Origin of the sequence: Dolomitihabitans soli (genome assembly GCF_022213955.1) — a bacterium.
GTDB lineage: Bacteria > Actinomycetota > Actinomycetes > Streptosporangiales > Streptosporangiaceae > Streptosporangium_A > Streptosporangium_A soli.
This window is the reverse complement of sequence record NZ_JAKNTW010000010.1, coordinates 113,588-130,675: the sequence shown is the minus strand read 5'-3', so window position 1 is coordinate 130,675 and position 17,088 is coordinate 113,588. Positions and strand designations below refer to the sequence as shown.

21 protein-coding genes are annotated in these 17,088 nt (G+C 69.2%); 12 read left to right on the top strand and 9 right to left on the bottom strand.

Annotated features, from left to right (window positions below):
- Nucleotides 1-120: 120 nt before the first annotated feature.
- Nucleotides 121-900 carry an ATP-grasp domain-containing protein gene (locus tag MBA17_RS22520; RefSeq protein WP_238498525.1) on the top strand — a complete coding sequence of 260 codons (780 nt, stop codon included), beginning with the start codon at nt 121-123 and terminating at the stop codon, nt 898-900.
- Nucleotides 901-927: 27 nt separating this feature from the next.
- On the opposite strand, the gene MBA17_RS22515 is transcribed toward MBA17_RS22520, so the two are convergent.
- Complete coding sequence (locus MBA17_RS22515) at nt 928-1,182, bottom strand: phosphopantetheine-binding protein (protein ID WP_238498524.1); 255 nt, start codon at nt 1,180-1,182, stop codon at nt 928-930.
- Nucleotides 1,183-1,411: 229 nt separating this feature from the next.
- On the opposite strand from MBA17_RS22515, the gene MBA17_RS22510 reads away from it, so the two are divergent.
- On the top strand, nt 1,412-1,687 hold the full coding sequence (locus MBA17_RS22510) for a phosphopantetheine-binding protein (RefSeq protein ID WP_238498523.1): 276 nt from the start codon (nt 1,412-1,414) through the stop codon (nt 1,685-1,687).
- A gap of 78 nt (nt 1,688-1,765) precedes the next feature.
- Nucleotides 1,766-2,950: an acyl-CoA dehydrogenase family protein gene (locus tag MBA17_RS22505; RefSeq protein WP_238498522.1), complete on the top strand. Its 1,185-nt coding sequence runs from the start codon at nt 1,766-1,768 to the stop codon at nt 2,948-2,950.
- A gap of 217 nt (nt 2,951-3,167) precedes the next feature.
- Here the strand turns inward: MBA17_RS22505 and MBA17_RS22500 are convergent, their stop codons facing one another.
- A complete protein-coding gene (locus MBA17_RS22500) occupies nt 3,168-4,064 on the bottom strand; it encodes a LysR family transcriptional regulator (RefSeq protein ID WP_274385794.1) in 897 nt (298 codons plus the stop codon).
- Between the two features lie 122 nt (nt 4,065-4,186).
- On the opposite strand from MBA17_RS22500, the gene MBA17_RS22495 reads away from it, so the two are divergent.
- The 4 genes from MBA17_RS22495 (at nt 4,187) to MBA17_RS22480 (ending at nt 8,248) form a co-directional block, all read left to right on the top strand.
- Entirely contained in the window at nt 4,187-4,696 is a 510-nt protein-coding gene (locus MBA17_RS22495) for a nuclear transport factor 2 family protein (RefSeq protein WP_238498521.1), read from the top strand.
- An 81-nt stretch (nt 4,697-4,777) separates the two neighbouring features.
- On the top strand, nt 4,778-6,229 hold the full coding sequence (locus MBA17_RS22490) for an MFS transporter (protein WP_238498520.1): 1,452 nt from the start codon (nt 4,778-4,780) through the stop codon (nt 6,227-6,229).
- A 19-nt stretch (nt 6,230-6,248) separates the two neighbouring features.
- On the top strand, nt 6,249-7,559 hold the full coding sequence (locus MBA17_RS22485; RefSeq protein ID WP_238498519.1) for an FAD-binding oxidoreductase: 1,311 nt from the start codon (nt 6,249-6,251) through the stop codon (nt 7,557-7,559).
- Between the two features lie 113 nt (nt 7,560-7,672).
- Complete coding sequence (locus MBA17_RS22480) at nt 7,673-8,248, top strand: dienelactone hydrolase family protein (RefSeq protein ID WP_238498518.1); 576 nt, start codon at nt 7,673-7,675, stop codon at nt 8,246-8,248.
- Between the two features lie 279 nt (nt 8,249-8,527).
- Here the strand turns inward: MBA17_RS22480 and MBA17_RS22475 are convergent, their stop codons facing one another.
- On the bottom strand, nt 8,528-9,445 hold the full coding sequence (locus MBA17_RS22475) for a prephenate dehydrogenase (protein WP_238498517.1): 918 nt from the start codon (nt 9,443-9,445) through the stop codon (nt 8,528-8,530).
- Nucleotides 9,446-9,683: 238 nt separating this feature from the next.
- Between MBA17_RS22475 and MBA17_RS22470 the strand changes: the two genes are divergently transcribed.
- A complete protein-coding gene (locus MBA17_RS22470) occupies nt 9,684-10,616 on the top strand; it encodes an alpha/beta hydrolase (RefSeq protein WP_238498516.1) in 933 nt (310 codons plus the stop codon).
- 222 nt (nt 10,617-10,838) lie between these two features.
- Here MBA17_RS22470 and MBA17_RS22465 read toward each other — a convergent pair whose 3' ends face one another.
- Complete coding sequence (locus MBA17_RS22465) at nt 10,839-11,750, bottom strand: NAD(P)-dependent oxidoreductase (RefSeq protein WP_274385791.1); 912 nt, start codon at nt 11,748-11,750, stop codon at nt 10,839-10,841.
- Nucleotides 11,751-11,848: 98 nt separating this feature from the next.
- Between MBA17_RS22465 and MBA17_RS22460 the strand changes: the two genes are divergently transcribed.
- Nucleotides 11,849-12,226, top strand: a complete 378-nt coding sequence (locus MBA17_RS22460) for a MerR family transcriptional regulator (RefSeq protein ID WP_238498514.1) — start codon at nt 11,849-11,851, stop codon at nt 12,224-12,226.
- Between the two features lie 267 nt (nt 12,227-12,493).
- Here the strand turns inward: MBA17_RS22460 and MBA17_RS22455 are convergent, their stop codons facing one another.
- The gene (locus tag MBA17_RS22455; RefSeq protein ID WP_238498513.1) at nt 12,494-13,228 is read right to left on the bottom strand and encodes a TetR/AcrR family transcriptional regulator; all 735 of its coding nucleotides are present in this window, start codon (nt 13,226-13,228) and stop codon (nt 12,494-12,496) included.
- A gap of 71 nt (nt 13,229-13,299) precedes the next feature.
- Between MBA17_RS22455 and MBA17_RS22450 the strand changes: the two genes are divergently transcribed.
- A complete protein-coding gene (locus tag MBA17_RS22450; RefSeq protein WP_238498512.1) occupies nt 13,300-14,226 on the top strand; it encodes a DMT family transporter in 927 nt (308 codons plus the stop codon).
- A 21-nt stretch (nt 14,227-14,247) separates the two neighbouring features.
- Here the strand turns inward: MBA17_RS22450 and MBA17_RS22445 are convergent, their stop codons facing one another.
- Both MBA17_RS22445 and MBA17_RS22440 read right to left on the bottom strand, forming a co-directional pair.
- Nucleotides 14,248-15,351: an SEL1-like repeat protein gene (locus MBA17_RS22445; RefSeq protein ID WP_238498511.1), complete on the bottom strand. Its 1,104-nt coding sequence runs from the start codon at nt 15,349-15,351 to the stop codon at nt 14,248-14,250.
- 55 nt (nt 15,352-15,406) lie between these two features.
- Nucleotides 15,407-15,646, bottom strand: coding sequence for a hypothetical protein (locus MBA17_RS22440; protein ID WP_238498510.1), 240 nt, complete (start codon nt 15,644-15,646; stop codon nt 15,407-15,409).
- A 118-nt stretch (nt 15,647-15,764) separates the two neighbouring features.
- Between MBA17_RS22440 and MBA17_RS22435 the strand changes: the two genes are divergently transcribed.
- Both MBA17_RS22435 and MBA17_RS22430 read left to right on the top strand, forming a co-directional pair.
- Nucleotides 15,765-15,998 carry a hypothetical protein gene (locus MBA17_RS22435; RefSeq protein WP_238498509.1) on the top strand — a complete coding sequence of 78 codons (234 nt, stop codon included), beginning with the start codon at nt 15,765-15,767 and terminating at the stop codon, nt 15,996-15,998.
- Between the two features lie 5 nt (nt 15,999-16,003).
- On the top strand, nt 16,004-16,186 hold the full coding sequence (locus MBA17_RS22430; protein ID WP_238498508.1) for a hypothetical protein: 183 nt from the start codon (nt 16,004-16,006) through the stop codon (nt 16,184-16,186).
- 54 nt (nt 16,187-16,240) lie between these two features.
- Here MBA17_RS22430 and MBA17_RS22425 read toward each other — a convergent pair whose 3' ends face one another.
- Both MBA17_RS22425 and MBA17_RS22420 read right to left on the bottom strand, forming a co-directional pair.
- Nucleotides 16,241-16,408: a hypothetical protein gene (locus MBA17_RS22425; protein WP_238498507.1), complete on the bottom strand. Its 168-nt coding sequence runs from the start codon at nt 16,406-16,408 to the stop codon at nt 16,241-16,243.
- A gap of 343 nt (nt 16,409-16,751) precedes the next feature.
- The gene (locus MBA17_RS22420) at nt 16,752-16,982 is read right to left on the bottom strand and encodes a hypothetical protein (protein ID WP_238498506.1); all 231 of its coding nucleotides are present in this window, start codon (nt 16,980-16,982) and stop codon (nt 16,752-16,754) included.
- Nucleotides 16,983-17,088 lie beyond the last annotated feature (106 nt).

Sequence of the window (17,088 nt, the reverse complement as noted above, 5' to 3'; positions counted from 1 at the left end):
GGGACGCTGCGCGTGCGCGGCCAGCCAGGCACTCCGGGAGATGCGTCGCGGTGATCTCCGGCCCGACGATGAATGGACGCCCGTTTTCTCAGGCGACCAGTCGTCGGGTGGAGGCCCATGATGCGGAACAACAGGATCCTCATGGTCATGCCGTATCGGCAGCATGTGCGCAAAGCCGTGGCCGAGGGGCTGGAGATCTACTCGATCTGGGATCCCACGCAGCAGAGCGGTGACCACCTGGAGGACGTGGCCCGGCTGTCGGAGGAGCTGACGCTCACCGGCTCCGGCGACGTGGCCGTGCTGCGGAGGCTGGTCTACGAGACGGCCGTGCGCAAGGATGTGGCGCACATCTTCCACCTGGGCCGTCCCGCCACGCAGCTCGCCGTCTGCGAGGAGGCGCGGGCCCTGGGGCTCTCGCCGCATCCGGCCGGGTCCCTGCGCCGGATCAACGACACGATCGAGATGCGGCGGCTGCTCGCCGAGGTGGGCCTTCCCTGCGTGAGGTCGGTCGAGGAGTTCCTGCGCGGGCCCGCCTACAGCGTGGAGACCCTCACCGTCGAGGGACGGCACCACGTGGCCGGCATCTGGGGGAAGACGGCCCCGCTCGACCTGGCCGAGAACCTGCGCTCGCTGCCCGGTCCCGGCCGCGCCGCGATCACCGATCTGGTGACCGCCTTCCTGGACGCCACCGGTTACCGCTTCGGGCCTGCGCACACCGAGGTGATCCTGACCGGCGACGGGCCGCTGATGGTCGAGTCGCAGGCCCGGCTGGGCGACGCCAGGGTCCTCGCGACCATCGAGTCGGTGACCGGCCTCGACATGGAGGCCGCCCTCTTCCGGACGATGGCGGGCAGGCCGCTGGACTTCCCGGCCGTCGAACGGCTTCCGCTGCTCACCTGAGCGGCCATGCCGGGAGCCCGCGCCGGCTCACTGCCGCGCGGGCTTGGCCTGCACCAGGACGGCGCTGAGGAACGCGTCCAGAGCGGGATCCTTGAACAACTCGCCGGGCTCGACCCTGATGCCGAGGCTGTCGTGGATCCTGGCGACGATCCGCACCGCCGAGATGGCCCGCCCGCCGAGTTCGCAGAACGTCGCGCCGTCCTCACCCTCGGCCACTTCCAGCACGCTGTTCCAGATTTCCGTGACCTGCTCCTCGACATTCGAGGACCATGCGTTTCGCATTCGCTCCCCCTCGCCTGCACATCGTGCGCCGACCTTAATACTGCGGGTGTGATCGCCCTTCTTCCGGTATGCCGAATCGCCCGACCCTGTTCGCCGGATCCATCTCGCAATCTCGGAGATGTGCCTGGCCCCGCCAATTGTGACGATGTATCAGCAGGGACCGGCGTCAGGTTTTCAGCCGTGACCGGCAAACAATCAGCGACATTTATCTGGCAAGGGAGGACACCAGGTGAATGACAATCTTCCCAGTGAGCTCAGTTTCTCCCTGATCGAGGAGAAGGTCGGCGAGATCTGGCGGCGCGTGCTCGACGTGCCCGAGGACCTGGCCGACGCCACGTTCTTCGATCTGGAAGGTGAATCGATCTCCGCGGTCCGTCTCGTATCCCGGATCGAGGAGGAGCTCGGCATCGCGATCGAGGTGGGGGACATCTTCGAGGAGGACCCGAACCTCGAGTCACTGATCCTCAGGGTAGCGGCGGCGGCGAAGATCTCGTCCGCGGCCTGAACGATCCGGATACGCCGCTCGCCAGCTGGACGCCGGTCGTGTGGCTCAGCGTCTCGTCCGATGATGTATTAGGAGAAAATGGTGTTGAGGACCGAGGTTCCGACGCGGGAAGAGCTGGTGCGGCGGGCATCCGAGCTTGGGCCGACGCTACAGAAGAACGCGAAATGGGCGGAGGAGAACCGGCGCATCCACGATGAGTCGATCGAGGCTCTGGCCGATGCCGGCATCTTCAAGATGCGGGTTCCCGCCCGTTACGGCGGCTATGAGTGTGACACGCGCACCCTGGTCGAGGTGGGTGCCGAACTGGGCCAGGCCGACGGTTCCACCTCGTGGACGGCGTCCGTCTACTGGATCCCCTCGTGGATGACCTGCCTGTTCCCGGACGCGGTCCAGGACGAGGTGTTCTCCACCCCGAACGTGCGCGTTTGCGGCACCCTGAGCCCCACCGCCATGGCCACCCCCGTCGCCGGCGGCGCCGTGCTGAACGGTCAGTGGGGATTCGTCAGCGGCGCCTGGCACAGTCAGTGGCAGGAGATCGTGGCGATCCAGGCCGGGCCGGACCACGAGCCCATGCCGATCATGGCGCTGGTGCCGATGTCCGACCTGCAGATCTTCGACGACTGGGACACGTCGGGCCTGCGCGGCACGGGAAGCGTCAGCACCATCGCGCAGAACGTGTTCGTCCCGGCGGAGCGCATCCTGCCGCTGCCCGCGATCCTGCAGGAGCAGTACGCCTCGCAGCTGAACGCCGGCACCCCCATCTACCGGGCCCCCCTGCTCCCCGTGGCGTCCGCCTCATCGGTGGGCACCGTGCTGGGTCTGGCCAAGGCCGCCAAGACGGCGTTCCTCCAGCGGCTGCCCGGACGTAAGATCACCTACACCGCCTATGACAGCCAGAGCGAGGCGCCCCTCACGCACCTGCAGGTCGCCGAGGCGTCGCTGAAGATCGACCAGGCCCAGTTCCACGCCGAGCGCCTGGCCGACACGGTCGACAGCAAGAGCGAGCAGGGAACGCAGTGGTCGCTGGAGGAGCGTGCCAGGGTCCGCGCCGACATGGGCGCGGTCTGCAAGCTCGCCAAGGAGGCCGTCGACATCTTCGCCACGGCCAGCGGCGGCTCCTCGATCTACAGCGACGTGGCCATCCAGCGGATCTCCCGCGACGTCCAGGCCGTCAACCTGCACGCCCTCATGCACCCGAACACCAACAACGAGCTGTACGGCAGGATCCTCTGCGGCCTTCCCCCCAACACGCTGTACATCTAACCCCGCTGCCGCACCTCGTCGCCGGATGAGCCGTGCGCAGCCCCCACGCTCCGCGGTCCGTACAACGGGCCGCGGAGCGTTGCGCTTTCCCGCCGGAGAGCCGCACTGGGCGCTGTCGGCCGGGTGCGGCGGGCAGTACCGGGCGTCGGGGGTAGCCGGTCGTGATCAGCCGGACGGCCAAGCCCTGCATCACCAGCCGGGTCGGCCCCGCCTAGAGTCATGATCGGCCGTTTACCAGGTCGTGTGCGGCCTCGGTGAAGGCACGGACGCGGGCGGTGGCCCCGTCCGCACGCCAGAGTAGGCCCCATTGCAGCGGCGGTGCGTCGCTGAAGGGGATGTAGGTGACGTCGGGGCGGGCGTAGTAGCGCCTGCTATGCGCGCCGACGGGGAAGACCCCTTGGCCGGCGCCGATGAGCGTGAGCATCTCGTTGAACGTCGCGGCCGCGGGGCCGTGCTCGATCGGCCGTCCGGCAGGTGTGGTGTGGGGTGTGCGGTCATCGCGTAGAGAGTCCGGCACGGTGTCGGGCAACTGCAGCACCTTCACTCTGGCCAGGTCCTCCAAGGAGACCGACGTCCGGCGGGCGAAGGGGTGCTGGGAGGGGACGGCGAGCATGCGCGTCTCGCTCACCAGGACCGGCCCGGAGACGATGCCGGGTTGGTGTACGGGGAAGTTGGCCAGCCCGATGTCGATCTCGCCGTCACGCAGCCAGGGAAAGACATCGGTCATCTGCGCTTCGCGTAGCTGAACGTCGCAGCCGGGCTCACGGGCTCGGAACAGCTCGGTCGCGCCGAGCAGCAGCTGCCCGCCCGCCGCGCCGACGAAGGCGACGCGTAGCGTGCCGCTGAGGCCGCGGCCGGTGTCGATCGCCCGCTCGAACGCGGTGGCGATCTGTGACCAGGCGGGCCGGACCTCCTCATACAGCTGCCGGCCCACCGCGGACAGCTCCACCCGACGGCTGGTGCGGTTGAACAGCGGCACCCCGACACGGCGCTCCAGCTTGGCGATGGTCTGGCTGACCCGGGCGGTGGAGACGCGCAGACGTTCGCCGGTGCGGCCGAAATGCAGTTCCTCGGCCAGGGTGAGGAATGCCTCCAGTTCGTGCCGTTCCAGCATGGCTTCCTCCCCACATCGTTAATCCAGACTTCACGACCCTTGCACGGGCTCCCATTGATACGGCTTCCCCCCAAGCCGAGAGTAGAGGAACTCAAACACCCCACCTGACATGGGAGTACGCGATGTACGTCACCGACGAGCATGCCCTGTCCGCTCCGGCCACCGACTCCGAAGCGGTCGTCCGAGAGCTGCGGGACCGCTCAGAGATCATCGACGCGCTGTACCGGTTCGGTCTGGGCCAGGATCTGAAGGACGAGGAGCTGTTCGCCTCCTCCTTCGCCGTAGACGCCGAGCTGGACTTCCGTCCGGCGGCCGCCAAGTGGGGAGGCAAGCCGCCGCTGCTGGCCGGGCGGGACACGATCGTCACCACCATCTTGGGCATGTTCACCGGCCGGGTGGACACCACCCACCAGGTCACCAACCCGCGCATCGCCGTCGACGGGGACACCGCGCGCCTCACCGCGCTGGTGGAGGCCCAGCACCTGCTCACCATCGATCACGGCACCTCCGCCCTGCTGAAGAACCCGTACGACGTCGACCTGATCCGCGACGGGGAACGCTGGGTCCTCCGCCACATCCGCATTGACAACGCCTGGTACACCGGCGACCCCGCCGCCATCTTCGCCGGTTGACGCGCCCCGGCGCCGCCGGGCGAGTTCGCGTGTGCGGATGTGATCCACCACATTGTCCCGAGGTTCGACGGAGGTATCTCCATGCCCATCATCGAAGAGACCCGGACCGGGTTTCGTCGCCCGGGGCTGGTCCTGGCCCTGCTGGCATTCGCCCAGCTGATCATTTCCATTGACTACAACATCGTGTACGTCGCCCTGCCGGAGATCGGTGACGGCCTGGGCTTCTCGGCGCAGAGCCTGCAGTGGGTGATCAGCGCGTACGCGGTGGCGTTCGGCGGATTCCTGCTGCTGGGCGGCCGCGCCGTCGACCTGTTCGGCCCGCGCCGGATGTTCGTTCTCGGGCTGACGCTCTACGCGGTCGCGTCGCTGGCGGGCGGACTGGCCGACGCTCCCTGGCTGCTGGTGGCGGCGCGGGCGGTGCAGGGTCTGGGCGGGGCGTTGCTGTTCCCCGCGACGTTGACCCTGGTCAGCACGGGCTTCGCGGAGGGCCGCGAACGCAATCGCGCGTTCGCGGTGTGGGGCACCGCCGGCGGCAGCGGCATGATCCTCGGCTCGCTGCTGGGCGGCGTGCTCACCCAGGCGTTCGGCTGGACCGCGGTCTTCTATGTCAACGTGCCCCTGGCCGCGGCGGCGGCACTGGCCGCGCTGCCGCTGATCACGTCGAGTGCGCTGCCCCGTGCGGCGAGCCGCCGCTTCGATCTGGGCGGGGCGCTGACCGCCACCACCGGAACCACGCTGGTGGTGTTCGCCCTGGTGCAAGGCCCGGAGTCCGGCTGGACCGCAGGGCCGGTGCTCGCCGCCGCCGCGGCCGGCGCCGGCCTGCTCGCCGTGTTCATCGCAATCCAGGCACGTGGCAAGGATCCGCTGCTGCCCCTGGGGCTCCTGCGGGGCCGGGACCTGAGCGCCGGGGCGCTGGTCACCTTCCTGTACATGGCCACCTTCGGGACCCTGCTGTACTTCCTGACCGTCTACTTCCAGCTGGTGCAGGGCTACGGCGCGTTGCGCACCGGGGTGGCGTTCCTGGTGCCGATGGCCGCGATCGTCGCCGGGTCCCAGCTCGCGGGCCGGCTGGCGACCGCCCGCGGCGTCCGCGCCACCATGATCGCCAGCCTGCTCGTCGGCCTGCTCGGTACGCTCATCGTCGCGGCGAGCCTGGCCGTCGACGCCTCGTATCTCGCGTTGGTCCCCGGGCTGGTGGTCCTCGGCCTGGGACAGGGCGCGGGCTACACGCTGATGTTCGGCGCGGCGACCGCCGGCACGTCCGCTGCCCAGCAGGGCATCGCCTCCGGGGTCGCCTCCACCGCGCAACAGATCGGCGGCGCCGTCGGCCTCGCCATCTTGGTGGCCATCGCCAATTCCCCCGGCATCGGGCTGACGGGTGAGGCGCTGCGGGCCGCCACCACCGACGGGCTGCGTACGGCGATGTATATCGCGGCCGCAGGAATCGGCCTGACCGCTCTGGCGGCGCTCGGCTTCACCCCCGCCCGCCACGGCTCCGCCGACGCGCCGACGACCACGAAAATCGCTGCCTGACATCGCAAGGAGACCAAAGATGAACAACTTGAACGAACTGCGCGCCCTGGTGCGAGGACGGGTTCTGCTGCCCGGGGACGACGGCTTCGACCAGGCCCGCCGACCCTGGAACCTGGCCGTCGAACAGGCCGTGCCCGCGGTGGTCGAGGCAGCGGACGCCGCCGACGTCGCAACCCTGGTCCGCTACGCCCGCGCCCGAGACCTGAGAGTGTCGGCCCAGCCCAGCGGCCATGGTGCCACCGGCGACCTGGACGGCGCGATCCTGCTGCGCACCGGCCTCCTGGACGAGGTGTCCGTGGATCCCATCGCCCGCACCGCGCGCATCGGCGCAGGCGTGCGCTGGGGCCAGATCCAGCAGGCTGCGGCCGAGCACGGCCTGACCGGGCTTCCCGGCAGCTCTCCCGCGGTGAGCGTGACCGGGTACACCCTGGGCGGCGGACTCAGCTGGTTCTCCCGCGCCTACGGTTGGGCGGCCGACAGCGTCACCGCGTTCGAGGTCGTCGGCGCCGACGGCGCCCAGGCCCGGGTGACCGCCGGCTCCGACCCTGACCTGTTCTGGGCCCTGCGCGGCGGAGGAGGCGACTTCGCCCTGGTCACCGCGCTGGAATTCGACCTGCACCCCGCCCCTGCCCTCTACGGCGGGCGGATGCTGTGGTCCGCCGACCGGGCGGCCGACGTCCTGGACGCCTACCGGCAGATCACCGCTGCGGCCCCCGACAGCCTCACCGTCTGGTTCGATCTGCTGAACTTCCCCGCAAGCACGCCGATGGTCGCCGTGGATGCCACCTATCTGGGCGACCCGGCCGAGGGCCGCGCCCTCCTACGGCCACTGGAGCACCTCGGCGCGGCGTTGTCCGACAGCCGCGGCGCCATGCCGGTCGCCGACCTTGGCTCCATCACCGCCGAACCCACCACACCAGGCCCCGGCATGTCGCACGGCGACCTGCTCACCACACTGGACGACGTCACGGCCAAGGCCCTTCTGGCCACACCAATCGACCCGCTGCTCAGCGTGCAGATCCGGCACCTCGGCGGCGCCTTGGCCGACCCCTCCGACAGCCCGCACGGACCCCTCACCGAACCGTACGCCCTCTACCTGTTCGGAGTGCCGACCACCCCAGATGCCGGCGTGGCCATCCAGGCCAGGCAGCGGCAGCTCCTCCAGGACCTCACACCCGCGATCAGCGGACGCAAGCCGTACACCTTCCTCAAGCCGGAGGAGTCCGTGGCCAAGGCCTTCGCCCCCGACGTCCTGGCCCGTCTGCGCGACATCAAGCGTCGCCGCGACCCGAACGACACGATCCGCAGCAATTTCCCCGTCGCCACCTGACCACCCCACACAGCCCGGGGAACCAACCGGTCGACTGCCAACGCCGACCCACGTCCAGTGGGAGATAAACGCATGGTTGACTGGCACAACCGTTCGCCCGCAAGGAGTGCCGCATGGCTGAAGTGCTGCTGTTCCATCACGCCCACGGTTTGACCACGGGAGTCCTGGCCTTCGCCGACGAACTCCGCCAGGCCGGGCACACCGTGCACACTCCCGACCTGTACGACGGGCATACCTTCGACACCCTCGATGACGGCTCGGCCTACGCCCAGAAGATCGGCTTCGACAATCTGCTCGAACAGGGGCAGAGGGCGGCTGACGGCCTGCCCGACGCGATGGTGTACGCCGGATTCTCCCTGGGTGGCATGCCTGCGCAGAAGCTCGCCCAGACGCGAGCGGGTGCCCGCGGCGCGCTGCTGTTCCACTCGGCGATCACGATGTCCGAGTTCGGATCGGTATGGCCGCAGGGCGTTCCGGTGCAGATCCACGCGATGGGCGCCGATCCGTTCTTCATCGGCGAGGGAGACATCGAGGCCGCCCGGGCTCTGGTCGAGGTCGCCGACAAGGCTGATCTGTTCCTCTACCCCGGCGATCAGCACCTGTTCGCCGACAGCAGCCTGCCCGCCTACGACAAGGAAGCGGCCACGCTGTTGCTGCGGCGGGTACTCGACTTCCTCTCGCAGCGATGAGGACGGCGTGACCACCGGTCTGGAGGGTGGCGGACAGGGTCATCAGCTCGGCGGCGTTGCGGGCCAGGCGTTTTCATCTCGTGCACGGTGTGCTTTCTTCGCGGCCCATCAGTCATTTCTTGATCAGGCTTGAAGGGCCGCGAAGATTCGGTTCTCTGCCGGTCGGACGGTCTTTTCTCTGCTGGCTGAACGTCCTTTCTCCGCAGGCGTGACGTTGATTTGTTCGTGGCCCCGTGGTCGTTGTCCCGCCGGGCCGTGGCGCGTCGCCGGGTCGCCGGCTCAGGCCGCGATCCTCCCTCCTCGCGCCGCACCCGCCGGGTGCGCGCCGACGATCAGGCCGCGGCCCTCGTTGCCCCGGACGAGCAACTCGGTCACCTTCTCCACCGGCCCGGACACCCGGAGCGCCGTGGCGATCCCGGCGATGTCACGCGCCACCGCGTCCAGCAGTTCGGCCACCGGCTCGGCGTTCTGGTGGAGAATGTCGCACCACAGGTCCGGCGACCCTCCCGCGACCCGGGTCACGTCCCACAGGCCCTTGCCCACCAGGGACAGGGTGGCCGGGTCGGCTCCCGCGAAGGTGGCCGCGAGCGCCGCCGCCACCACGTGCGGCGCGTGGGAGACCGCGGCCGCGATCCGGTCGTGGGCATCCGCCGCGAGCAGCGCGACCTCCCCGCCGCACGCCGTGACCAGTCCGGCCACCGTCCGCATGGCCTGCGGTGACATGGCCGGATGCGGGCACAGCGGCCACTGCCGCCCGGCGAACAGGTCCGCGTGCGCGGCCCCGGGCCCCGAGAGCTCGCGGCCGGCCATCGGATGCCCCGGAACGTAACTCGTGAGGTCGCATCCGATCGACTCGGCCTCGGTGAGAATGCGCGCCTTCGTGCTGGCGACGTCGGTGTAGACCTGACCCAGCTCGCGGGCCTGGGCCGCGTGGAGCACCCCGGCGACCGTGGAGGGCGGGGTCGCGATGACCACCACGTCCGCGGGCGGCCCGCCGGAGGACAGCGCGAGGCCCGCCCCCATGCGCACGGCCCCCAGCAACGAACGCGGATCGTCGTCGGTCAGCTCCACGCGGATCCCCACGCGCCGGAGCGCGAGCGCGACCGAGGTGCCGATCAGGCCGCACCCGATCACCGTGACACGGCGGATCGTCGCAGGAGCCGTTGGTGGCCCCTGGAGCTCCCCTGGATCGGTCATCGGCACTCCCGGGATATTCCCCGGATGACGCAGGTGGCCATGTCCGCTGCTTTCTCTCGACCGGACCTTGGAGGATGGCTGGCCGTACGGTCCGCCATCCTTTCTCTTTCATGAGCAATGCTGCACTTTATGCGGCCCGGAAAGCGGAGAGATCGCTGTCTGCAACATGCCGCCCGGCCGCAGTTTCCTGCCAGCCGGACGGCGGCTTATCGCAGTTCAGGAATTATACGATCGCGCCATGTCCTATCATGAGCTGCTTTCCCGGCCGGTGTCGCCGCCTGATCGCGTCATTCGGTATGGAGAACATCCGGATCAGATAATCGACGTCCGCGACGGGACGGGCGGGCCGGACGCGCCCGTCGTCGTCCTGCTGCACGGAGGGTTCTGGCGTGCGGAGTACGACCGGCTGCACACCCGTCCCATGGCGGACGGCCTCGCCGCACAGGGCTACACCGTGTGCTCTCCCGAGTATCGGCGGATCGGCACGGAGGGCGGCGGCTACCCCGGCACCTTCGACGACGCGGTTGCCGCGATCGACGCCATCCTGGCCGCCCCGCCCACCACGGGCGGGGTCGTCCTCGTCGGACACTCGGCGGGCGGCCATCTCGCCCTCTGGACCGCGCTGCGCCACCGGCTTCCCCCCACGTCCCCCTGGTACGGCAGGCCCGGCATCCGCGGGGTGGTGGGGCTGGCCGCGGTGTCCGACGTGGGCACGACCATCGACGAAGGACTCGGCGACGGCGCCGGCACCGCCCTGCTCGGCGGCCGGTTCGACCTGCTCGGCCAGACCGATCCGCTGCGCATGGTGACCCCCGACGATCTGCGCCTCGTCCTCGTGCACGGGGTCAAGGACCGGGTCATCCCCGTCTCGATGAGCCGGACCTTCGCCGGGCGGGCGACCTCGGCCGAACTGGTGGAACTGGAGGACGTCGGGCACTTCAAGCTGGTCGACCCGCTTTCACGGGCCTGGCAGCCCGTCCTCGACGCCATCAGCTCCGTCGTCGGCTCGGGTACGGACGTCGGCTCGGATACGGTCGTTCGCTCCAGCTCCAGCTCGGACTCAAGCGATGGCCAAGGCGAAGGCGACGGCTCAGACCCGGATGTGCGGGCCGGCGTGGGCTCGGGCGCGGCAGTGGTTCGACAGTGGGCTCAGCAGTGGGTTCGACAGTAGGCCGGGCGTGGCCGGTGGTGGCAGGCTCGGTTACGGTTTCGGGCGTGTGCCCGGCGGTAGGGCCCACCGCCGGGGTCCGGTGTGGGCCGGTCCCGTGACCGACCAGCGTTGAAGAGGCCATTCGACTTATGCGTCGCCAGGGTGCTACCGCCCGGCACGCGAAGTCGATGTCAGTCGGTTGGTGCCACTTCCGTACGGCAATGCGGTGCCGCCACCGTCTGGTCATGAAGATGCCTGTGTCGGTTTCTTGAAGATCTCGAACACGGCCAGGTAGTTCTTGCCGCTGTAGCCCTCGGCGATCGCCCGCTCGGCGATCTCCTTCATGAGCCGCGGTTGGTCGGAGTGGACTGCCTGCTCCACGCTCGTGCGGGTGATGTGCTCAAGCGCGTTCAGGTTCATCTCCATGGTGCCGAAATCACCGGGGTAGTAGCTCTTGTCCAGATTGGACGCCTGCTCGACGAGGGTCGAGTCGACCACTGTGGGCATGAACCAGTTGATGGCAAGATCAGCGAATTTGACCGCCGGAACATCCGCCGAGGCGACCAGGGCGGTGGCGTGCAGGAATCCGTTCATGGTCGCGTACATCATGTCGAGCAATGCCGTGTTGTACAGCACCGCCAGGCTCGGGTCGGAGCCAAGGTAGCGGGGGTCGCCCAAACTCGCCAGCATCGCCCGATGCCGATCGAAGACGTCCTGCGAACCGCTGTAGAGGAAGACTGAATCGGGCTGTCCGACGAGCGGCGGCGGCACCATGATCGCGCCGTCGAGGTAATCGGCGCCGCGCTCGGCCGCCCAGCCGGCCGCCGCGTGGGCCTCCGCCGGCGTACCGGAGTTGAGGTTCACCAGTACGCGGCCCTTCAGGATGTCACCCATAGAGTCAAAGATCCCGTACATGGTCTCGTAGTCCTTGAGACACATGATCGTGATAGGACTCGCGGACACCGCCTCGGCGACGGTCGCCGCACGGTGGGCACCCTTGGTGACGAGGTTGTCGCCCTTCTCGGCGGTGCGGTTCCAGATCGTCACGGGATGGCCATGGCCCAGGAACGACTCGGCCAGCGCCACCCCCATCGGGCCTAGGCCGATGATGGTGACGGGTGGGCGGTCCTGACCGGATGAATGCTGATATGTCATGAGGGATAGGTTGGACCCTCACATTGGCGTGAGAGTCAACTCGACGTGACGGTGATCACATGCGGATAGGTGAATTGTCCCGGCGAACTGGGGCCAGCGTGCGCTCGCTGCGTTACTACGAAGAGCAGGGCTTGCTGAAGCCGCTACGGCTGGCCAGCGGCTACCGCGAGTATGGCGAAGGGGATGCCGGCACGGTGCGAGGCATCCGCCTCATGCTCGCGGCCGGGCTGAACACCGCCACGATCGCCGAGTTGCTGCCCTGCATGACCGATGACGGCCAGGGGCTGAGTCCGGCCTGCTCCGGCATGCTGCCCGATCTGCACCGGGAACGTGAACGGCTCAGCGGCGCGGTGGCCGAACTCATCGCCGCGCGCGACGCGTTGGACACCATCATCGAGGCCACCGCGCCGCTCGAGCCCGCCGATCCACTGGCGTGCCAGGCCATAGCCTTGACCCCCGCCCTGCGGAAGTCGTAGTCGATGCGGCATACGGCCTCGGCGGCCTGGTCGTCGTGCCGAATGGACTTCGGTGAGCGGCTGTCCAGCGCCCTGCCGTAGAGCATGGTCTCCTGGGTGCCACTGAGGGTGACCTTCTGGGCTCCATGGCCCCCAGCTCCTCGGGGATGCCGGCGGTTGTCGCCCAAAGTTACGCCGCCGGGCGGCTGGCCACGTCGGCGGGCGAATACGAGCATCGTTCTCCAGACAGGAGCGGGCTTCGCCGCCGGGTCGTCGGCCAACGGCCCGCTACCCTCCGGTCGCCGGCTTGTGGTCCGCCGGCTTGTGGTCCGCCGGCTTGTGGTCCGCCGGCTTGTGGTCCGCCGGCTTGTGGTCCGCCGGCTTGTGGTCCGCCGGCTTGTGGTCCGCCGGCTTGTGGTCCGCCGGCTTGTGGGGTGACGCGTTGGCGAGGAGGAGGCGGGCCAGGTCGCGGGCGTGGGTGACGGGGTCGGGGTAGATCTTCAGGCCGTGCGCGACCAGCGCCCCTTCGTGCAGGGTCATGAGGGTCCGGCCCAGGTCGGTGGCGTGGTCGGGGGCGATTTCGCGGGCGAGGTCGGTGAACACGGTGAGCGTCCACCGCTTCTGCTCGATGATGATCGGATACGCCGGGTGCGCCGGGTCGCTGATCTCGGCGTGCGCGTTGACCATGCAGCATCCCTTGGGGCTGCTGACCTCGATCCACTCGCGCAGCGCGTCGAAGATCGCCAGAATGCGCTCCGCCGGCGGCAGGTGAGTGACGTGGAGGCGCTCGGCGAGCAAGGCCCGCCAGCGCTCGTCGCGGTCGGCCAGGTAGGCGACGACGATCTGTTCCTTGGACCCAAACCGGTCATAGAGGGTCTTCTTCGTGACTCCCGCCTCGGCCGCGATCAGATCGACCCCGACGGCGTGGATGCCGCGGTCGTAGAAGAGCCGTTCGGCCGCTTCCAGCACGCGGGTGGCGCCGGGCGTCATGGCGGCCCGTCTGGACCTCGGTTCGGTGCTCACACTCCAAGAGTACACCGATCTGTATACTCGTCGTCATGGATATACAGATCGGTATAGTACGGCGATGGGGGATGACCGTCCTGCTGCCGGTCGCGTTCGTGCTCTGCTGGAGTTCCGGGTTCATCGGGACGAAGATGGGCGTGGCGACCGGCGACTCCCTGACCCTCCTGATGTGGCGGTTCCTGCCGCTGGCCGTCGTGCTGATCGCCGTCGCCGTGATCCGCGCGGCACCGTCCTGGCGCGAGCTCACCACACGGGACCTGGGCCGGGAGGTCGTGATCGGCGCGCTCTCGCAGAGCGGCTACCTCCTCACCGTCTTCTACGCCATCCAGCTCGGGGTCTCCAGCGGGACGACGGCGCTGATCGACGGCACCCAGCCCCTCGTCGCGGGCGTCCTCGCGGGGCCGCTGCTGCGCGAACACGTCTCGGCCAAGCAGTGGCTCGGACTGTGCCTCGGGGTCACCGGAGTCCTCATCGTCACCGCGGCCGACGCCGTGGCGGCCGGCGGAGTCGTGTGGTGGGCCTATCTCGTGCCGTTCCTCGGCATGCTCTCGCTGGTCGCGGCGACGCTCCTGGAGAGACGCTCACGCGTCCGGGCCGCGCCCATGGTGTCCCTGACGATCCACTGCGTCACCAGCGCCATCGTGTTCACCGGCCTCGCCCTCGCCTTCGGCGCCGCCACTCCGCCGGCGCAGGCGTCGTTCTGGGGCGCGATCGCCTGGCTCGTGATCCTGCCCACCTTCGGCGGCTACGGGCTGTACTGGTTCCTGCTGCGCCGTTCCGGAATCACTCGGGTCAACACGCTCATGTTCCTGATGGCGCCGGTGACGGCGATCTGGGGCGCGCTCATGTTCGGCGAGCCGTTCGGCGTCCAGACCGTCGTCGGGCTGGCCGTCGGCCTCGCCGCGGTGGTCGTCGTCCACCGCGGCGACCCGGGGAACGCACGCCCTCGCCGTACGGCGTCGCAGGAGAGGCAGGCCGCGGCCCCGGTGCGGTGAGCGCATGTCGGGACGGACCGGTCACGGCGGCGTGTCCTCGGTACTGGACATCGCCTGGACGAGGTCGCGGGGGTAGGGGGTCGCGGGCCAGGAGGCGTGGCTGAGCTGGTCGTAGATGCTCGTGAACGAGTTCCGCGAGCGGGCGGCGCGGACGATCCAGGTCTCGGCCGTCTGGAACTCGCCCCGCCGGTAGTAGATCATCGCGAGCCGATGGGCGGCGTCCGCGTGGTCGCAGTCGGCCGCCAGCTCGTAGAAGTACATCGCCAGGCGGATCCGGTCGGGACCGGCCTCCTCATAGACGAGGGCGTAACGGTAGGCGAGGTCCGCCGCCTCCCGTTTCGGAGACGGGTGGTTGAACAGGGAGGTGGCGTCGGTGTGGCCGACGTCGTTGGCGCGGCGCAGCCACTTGCGCGCCTCCTCGGTGTGGTCGCGCAGGTAGGAGATGACCGCCAGGCGGAAGCACGCCTCGGGATCGCCCCTCTCGGCCTCCCGCAGCAGCCGGGCCCCGGTTCTGCCGTAGTCCTGAAGGTACTGGCGGGTGGTCGCGGACACCGGCGGCGGGGTGATCTCCACCGGAGCGGGAGCCGGAGTGATGGTCGGCGCTGGAGCCTGCGTCGGGGTTGGAGGCGGGACTGGGGCCGGGACTGGGGCTGGGGTCGGAGTCGGGGCTGGGGTCGGGGTGGGAGCCGAGGCCGGAGCCGGAGCCGGAGCTGAGGTGGGGGCTGGAGCAGGAGTTCGGGCTGGGGCTGAGGCCAGGGTCGGTGGCGTGCCGGCAGGCGGGTCGTCGGACTCGGGTGGGGGAGGGTGCCGGGCGGCCTGCCAGCGGGCGTGCCAGTCGTGGGCGCTGCCGAGGGAGGCGGCATCCAGGTCGGTGTCCGCGGCAGCCGTACGGCAGGCTGTCCAGAAGGAGTGGACCCAGGCCCAGTCGGGTACCCGTTTGCGTTTGCCGGTCAGGATGTCGTTCGTGGTGCTCTCGGCCAGTTCCCGGCGCTGTTTGCTGCCCTGGGCGGTGCGCAGCGACAGCCTTCGCAGTTCGGCCAGCGTCGGAGTGCCGGCCAGGCCGTACAGCTCGTTGAGCTGGTCGACGAAGGCCCGGAGCGCCGCTTCGCGAGGTGGTTCTGCCATCGCCCCCGCCAGGGATGAGTGATCGACGATCTACCGGATGTAGCGAGACATTTTGTCACCGATAGTTGGGCAAGCCGGGCGAGATCGCACATCCTGCCTCATCCGGAATGGTTGCCGCATTTCCGTAAGGAAGCGCCGGACGATAGCGGATGGCTCCGGATATTTCCGGATGACACCGGATGGCATCGGACAACACCGGATGGCCCCGGATCAGACGCGGGCCGAATCGGGTTGCGGTCCCGTTCCGGTCCCAGCCCTCGCCGCGCACGCCGATCGGGCCGTCGGAGGTCACCATGGCGCCTGACCTCGTCCGGCCTCGTCCGGACACGTGCGAACCGGTGGCACCCCTGCCGAACACCTCGGCATCGTTGGCCTCCCACCCCTCATCGGTTCGACTCTGGAGGCGAACGGCCATGGCGGCTGCCTTACTCGGTGCCCGCGGCGCGGGCCTGCCCGGCCGTTCCACGAGGCGCTGGATCGACGACGACGAGCAGTTGCTGATCCTGCTGGTGACGACCTGGGCACTGCAGTCCGGGCGAATCCCGCCCAGCCGTCCGCCCGACCAACTCGGCGCGGCGGAACTGATCGCGTTCTGGGCCGATGAGCGGACCGCCACCGGCAACCCGCCGGCGGCAGCGAAGGAGTGAGATCGATGTTCTCGTTGCACGTGCTCCTGGTCCTCACCGTCGCCGCGCTGGTGGCGACGGTGACCTGTGCGCTCGCGCTGGCCGCCGGAGCCCCCTGGCCCACCGCGCTCCTCAGCTGCGGTGCGGCCGGCGGGGCGACACTGGGCGTCCTTCCCCGCCTGCTGGACCAACGCCGTGACGGTGAATGACCGCGGCCGAGACGTCAGGGGCTCTCCTGGAGGACCCAGCCGCGACGATGTCGATCACTGGCGCAGGTCGTCGTCGAGCGTCACCGAGGCGAGAACCGTCGGCTTCGGTGGCGAGCGCCGCCAGGTCCTGAGGGGTCTGGCGGCGGGCTGCTGCGCGTCTAAGCCGTGCCCGGGCGGATCGACGGCGCGAGTGCGCTGCCCGAGCAGGGCGAGCTCCCGCATGAGCGGCGTCACAAGAACGAGTTGCTGCCGGATCCGTGTACGAAGACGAAGGGCGGCAGCCCTCTCATGCGGGAAGCTTCCTGGCGCGTTGGTCAGCCATGACATCCTCGAATCCCGTTAGACAGCGCACACATCGACTATCCAGGACGACGAGGGCCGGAGCGGGCCGAGGCGAAGATCGTCCCGACCTTGATCATAGGCACGGTAACGAGCCACGCCGGCGGGTGCTCCGGCACAAGGAGGCACCGCTACGGCACTGGACGGCGTGCCCGTCGAATCACGGATGAACCGTCGGGGATCACGTCACTACGCGGGCCTCCTGGACATCGGGTCAGGAACGAACTCAGAGCCGGGTCAACTTGTTGAACGGCGTGGTGATTCGTTCCTGAAGAGGATTGAAGTCGACGAGCACGGCGATGTCGTCCTCGACGCCGATGACGACGCCGAGCCCGTACTTGTCGTGGCTCACCCGATCGTTAAGGGCGTACTGCTCCACGGGCGGGGGCGCGACGGCCGTGCGGTTGAAGGGACTACTTGGCAGGTAGCGCCGGGTGGTGGCGCGGGCTGGTTTCATTGCTACCAGTATGCGCCCATCGGGACCCTTCCTCACAGCCAATCCACATCGCGGGTCAGATCGACCTGCCAAAAAAGCTCTTTTTCGGTAGTCGCCGGCCGCCGCG

Excerpts from the sequence above, each read along its gene's own strand:
- MBA17_RS22520 (WP_238498525.1), top strand. The coding sequence starts at position 121 with ATGCGGAACAACAGGATCCTCATGGTCATGCCGTATCGGCAGCATGTG.
- MBA17_RS22515 (WP_238498524.1), bottom strand. The coding sequence starts at position 1,182 with ATGCGAAACGCATGGTCCTCGAATGTCGAGGAGCAGGTCACGGAAATC.
- MBA17_RS22505 (WP_238498522.1), top strand. The coding sequence starts at position 1,766 with ATGGTGTTGAGGACCGAGGTTCCGACGCGGGAAGAGCTGGTGCGGCGG.
- MBA17_RS22500 (WP_274385794.1), bottom strand. The coding sequence starts at position 4,064 with ATGCTGGAACGGCACGAACTGGAGGCATTCCTCACCCTGGCCGAGGAA.
- MBA17_RS22495 (WP_238498521.1), top strand. The coding sequence starts at position 4,187 with ATGTACGTCACCGACGAGCATGCCCTGTCCGCTCCGGCCACCGACTCC.
- MBA17_RS22490 (WP_238498520.1), top strand. The coding sequence starts at position 4,778 with ATGCCCATCATCGAAGAGACCCGGACCGGGTTTCGTCGCCCGGGGCTG.
- MBA17_RS22485 (WP_238498519.1), top strand. The coding sequence starts at position 6,249 with ATGAACAACTTGAACGAACTGCGCGCCCTGGTGCGAGGACGGGTTCTG.
- MBA17_RS22480 (WP_238498518.1), top strand. The coding sequence starts at position 7,673 with ATGGCTGAAGTGCTGCTGTTCCATCACGCCCACGGTTTGACCACGGGA.
- MBA17_RS22475 (WP_238498517.1), bottom strand. The coding sequence starts at position 9,445 with ATGACCGATCCAGGGGAGCTCCAGGGGCCACCAACGGCTCCTGCGACG.
- MBA17_RS22470 (WP_238498516.1), top strand. The coding sequence starts at position 9,684 with ATGTCCTATCATGAGCTGCTTTCCCGGCCGGTGTCGCCGCCTGATCGC.
- MBA17_RS22465 (WP_274385791.1), bottom strand. The coding sequence starts at position 11,750 with ATGACATATCAGCATTCATCCGGTCAGGACCGCCCACCCGTCACCATC.
- MBA17_RS22450 (WP_238498512.1), top strand. The coding sequence starts at position 13,300 with ATGACCGTCCTGCTGCCGGTCGCGTTCGTGCTCTGCTGGAGTTCCGGG.
- MBA17_RS22445 (WP_238498511.1), bottom strand. The coding sequence starts at position 15,351 with ATGGCAGAACCACCTCGCGAAGCGGCGCTCCGGGCCTTCGTCGACCAG.
- MBA17_RS22440 (WP_238498510.1), bottom strand. The coding sequence starts at position 15,646 with ATGGTGACCTCCGACGGCCCGATCGGCGTGCGCGGCGAGGGCTGGGAC.
- MBA17_RS22435 (WP_238498509.1), top strand. The coding sequence starts at position 15,765 with ATGGCGGCTGCCTTACTCGGTGCCCGCGGCGCGGGCCTGCCCGGCCGT.
- MBA17_RS22430 (WP_238498508.1), top strand. The coding sequence starts at position 16,004 with ATGTTCTCGTTGCACGTGCTCCTGGTCCTCACCGTCGCCGCGCTGGTG.
- MBA17_RS22425 (WP_238498507.1), bottom strand. The coding sequence starts at position 16,408 with ATGCGGGAGCTCGCCCTGCTCGGGCAGCGCACTCGCGCCGTCGATCCG.
- MBA17_RS22420 (WP_238498506.1), bottom strand. The coding sequence starts at position 16,982 with ATGAAACCAGCCCGCGCCACCACCCGGCGCTACCTGCCAAGTAGTCCC.